We start from the raw sequence: 3,733 nt of genomic DNA, 5'->3' as shown, positions 1-3,733 counted from the left end.
AGAGACTGGCCGTTTTCCGAAGGCGGCGCCGCATCGGCCGGCAAGGCGCCCTGGGGCACGCTGGCCAAGAAGGTCGAAGGCGGCTACCTCGTGACCGGCCGCAAGCTGTTTGCCACGCTGGCCGGCGTGGCCGACTACTACGGCGTGCTGTGTACGCTGGACACGCCCGGTGCCTCGCAGGCCGACGCGCTGTACCTGGCGGTGCCGGCCGATTCTGCCGGCGTGACCGTCAGCGGCGATTGGGACCCGCTGGGCATGCGCGCCACCGTGTCGCGCAACCTGGAGATGAAGGACGTCTTCGTGCGCGACAGCGCGCGCCTGCTGCCCGAAGGCCGCTACTTCGAGGCCAGCCAGCGCTGCCCGCACATGTTTGCCACGCTGGCCGCGCCGTACATGGGCATTGCGCAAGCGGCCTATGACTTCACGGTGCAGTACCTGCGCGCCGAGTTGCCCGGCATGCCGCCGGTGCCACGCCGCATGTACCCGACCAAGCAGCTGGCTGTGGCACAGATGCGCATCATGCTTGAGCAGGCAAGGGCGCTGTTCCTACAGACGGCCCGTGACGCCCGCCCCGATCCTGACGCGGACACCCGCATGCGCCTGCTCGCCGGCCACTACACCATCATGGAAAGCGCCAACGCGGTCTGCACGCTGGCCATCCGCACCTGCGGTGGCGCGTCGATGCTGAAGTCACTGCCGCTGGAAAGGCTGTACCGCGATTCACGCTGCGGCTCGCTGATGCTGCCGTGGACGGCCGAGCTGTGCCTGGACCAGCTGGGCCGCGAATGCCTGTACGACTCGGGCGAGGGCGACGAGGCGATCGAGTAGGTCTGGCGGGCCCGCGCCGGCCTTGACCTGGCGCAACAGCGCCATGGCGCTGGTGCGCGCTAATCGGGCTTGAAAGGTACGCGATTTGCCCCATGTCAGGTGGCAACGGAGGTTCCCCACCATGCGTCTGGACAAGCTCACCACCGCCTTCCAGCAAGCCCTGGCCGATGCCCAGAGTCTCGCGGTTGCGCGCGACAACCCTTACATCGAACCGGCCCATTTGCTGGCCGCGATGCTGACCCAGCCCGACGGCCCGAAGGCCTTGCTGGACCGTTCCGGCGCCAACACGGCGGCGCTGAAAGTCGCGATGGACACGGCCATCAATGGCCTGCCCAGCGTGCAGGGCGGCGGCCCGGTGCAGGCCGGCCGCGACCTGGTGCAACTGGTGCAAGCGGCCGACAAGGAAGCCACCAAGCGGGGCGACCAGTTCATTGCCAGCGAGATGTTCCTGCTCGCGGTGGCCGATGCCAAGAGCGACATCGGTGGCATCGTTCGCGGCCATGGCCTGACCCGCAAGTCGCTCGAAGGCGCGATCACCGCGGTGCGCGGCGGCCAGACGGTCGACTCAGCCGAATCCGAAGGCCAGCGCGAGGCGCTGAAGAAGTACACGCTCGACCTGACCGAGCGCGCCCGCCAGGGCAAGCTGGACCCGGTGATCGGCCGCGACGACGAGATCCGCCGCGCCATCCAGGTGCTGCAGCGCCGCTCGAAGAACAACCCGGTGCTGATCGGCGAGCCGGGCGTCGGCAAGACGGCCATCGTCGAAGGCCTGGCGCAGCGCATCATCAATGGCGAAGTGCCCGACTCGCTGAAGAACAAGCGCGTGCTGGTGCTGGACATGGCGGGCCTGCTGGCCGGCGCCAAGTACCGCGGCGAGTTCGAAGAGCGGCTGAAGGCCGTGCTGAAGGAGGTGGCCGCCGACGAGGGCCGCATCATCCTCTTCATCGACGAGCTGCACACGATGGTCGGCGCCGGCAAGGCCGAGGGCGCCATCGACGCCGGCAACATGCTCAAGCCAGCGCTGGCACGAGGCGAGCTGCACTGTATTGGCGCGACCACGCTGGACGAATACCGCAAGTACGTCGAGAAAGACGCTGCGCTGGAACGTCGCTTCCAGAAGGTGCTGGTCGACGAGCCCAGCGTCGAGGCGACTATTGCCATCCTGCGCGGCCTGCAAGAGAAGTACGAGGTTCACCACGGTGTCGAGATCACCGACCCGGCCATCATCGCCGCGGCCGAGCTGAGCCACCGCTACATCACCGACCGCTTCCTGCCCGACAAGGCGATCGACCTGATCGACGAGGCGGCGGCGAAGATCAAGATCGAGATCGACTCCAAGCCCGAGGTGATGGACAAGCTGGACCGCCGCATGATCCAGCTCAAGATCGAGCGCGAGGCGATGAAGAAGGAGCACGACGAGGGCTCGCAGCGCCGCCTCGGCCTGATCGAAGAAGAGATCACCAAGCTGCAACGCGAATACGCTGACCTGGAAGAGATCTGGAAAGCCGAGAAGGCGGCCGCCCAGGGCTCGGCCCAGGTCAAGGAAGAGATCGACAAGATCAAGTTCCAGGTCGAAGAGCTCAAGCGCAAGGGCGACTTCAACAAGGTCGCCGAGCTGCAGTACGGCAAGTTGCCCGAGCTGGAAAAGAAGCTGAAGGACGCACAAGACAAGGAAGCCGGCAAGGCCAAGGGTGGCCAGGGCCCGCAGCTGCTGCGCACGATGGTCGGCGCCGAAGAGATCGCCGAGGTGGTCTCACGCTCCACCGGCATCCCGGTCAGCAAGCTGATGCAGGGCGAGCGCGACAAGCTGCTGCAGATGGAAGCCAAGCTGCACGAGCGTGTCGTGGGGCAAGACGAAGCCATCACCGCGGTGGCCGATGCCATCCGCCGCTCACGCGCTGGCCTGGCTGACCCGAACCGGCCCACCGGCTCGTTCCTGTTCCTCGGCCCCACAGGGGTTGGCAAGACCGAGCTGTGCAAGGCGCTGGCGGGCTTCCTGTTCGACAGCGAAGACCACATGATCCGCGTCGACATGAGCGAGTTCATGGAGAAGCACAGCGTGAGCCGCCTGATCGGCGCGCCGCCGGGCTACGTGGGCTACGAAGAGGGCGGGGCGCTCACCGAGGCCGTGCGCCGCAAGCCCTACAGCGTGCTGCTGCTCGACGAGGTCGAGAAGGCCCACCCGGACGTCTTCAACGTGCTGCTGCAGGTGCTCGACGATGGTCGACTGACCGATGGCCAGGGCCGCACGGTGGACTTCAAGAACACCGTGATCGTGATGACCAGCAACCTGGGCTCGCACCTGATCATGCAGATGGCCGGGCAGCCGGCCGAAGACATTCGCGACGCGGTGTGGGTCGAGGTCAAGCAGCACTTCCGGCCCGAGTTCTTGAACCGCATCGACGAGACAGTGGTCTTCCATGCGCTCGACCGCACCAACATCGAGGCGATCGCGAAGATCCAGCTGAAGGCGCTGGAAGCCCGCTTGGCCAAGATGGAAATGAAGCTCGAGGTGTCGCCCGAGGCGCTGGCCGAGATCGCCAAGGTCGGCTTCGATCCGGTGTTCGGCGCGCGGCCGCTGAAGCGTGCGATCCAGCAGCGCATCGAGAACCCGGTCGCGCGGCTGATCCTCGAAGGCCGCTTCGGCGCGAAGGACGTGATCCCGGTCGGCCTGCAAGGCGCAGAGTTCGTCTTCGAACGCGTCGTGCATTGAACCTAATCCCGGGGCGGCGCGGTGGTTACTGCGCCGCCTCGGCGCTTTCCATACCAGCCCGTCAAAGTGGTATGCGACGCCACATGTTGGTGCCATGGCCTTGTCATGGACTGCGTTGAACTTCCCTGGTAGGTTCGCTCGCTTCCACGGTTCAAGCGCGCCAACACGCGCTGCGGCGTTCCTATGCAGTAC

Annotated in this window: 2 protein-coding genes; both read left to right on the top strand. The window is 66.3% G+C overall.

All coding sequences use genetic code 11. The features are described from left to right. A partial coding sequence (locus tag AC1DYI_RS29290; protein WP_477207640.1) for an acyl-CoA dehydrogenase occupies positions 1 to 828 on the top strand: 828 nt, incomplete at its 5' end. Positions 829 to 949: 121 nt separating this feature from the next. Next, complete coding sequence (clpB, locus tag AC1DYI_RS29285) at positions 950 to 3,541, top strand: ATP-dependent chaperone ClpB (RefSeq protein ID WP_477207639.1); 2,592 nt, start codon at positions 950 to 952, stop codon at positions 3,539 to 3,541. Positions 3,542 to 3,733: the final 192 nt, after the last annotated feature.

The organism is Ideonella sp. P3_A4 (genome assembly GCF_056403075.1).
The sequence above is the reverse complement of the archived record's forward strand: the minus strand, read 5'-3'. Positions and strand labels throughout refer to the sequence as shown.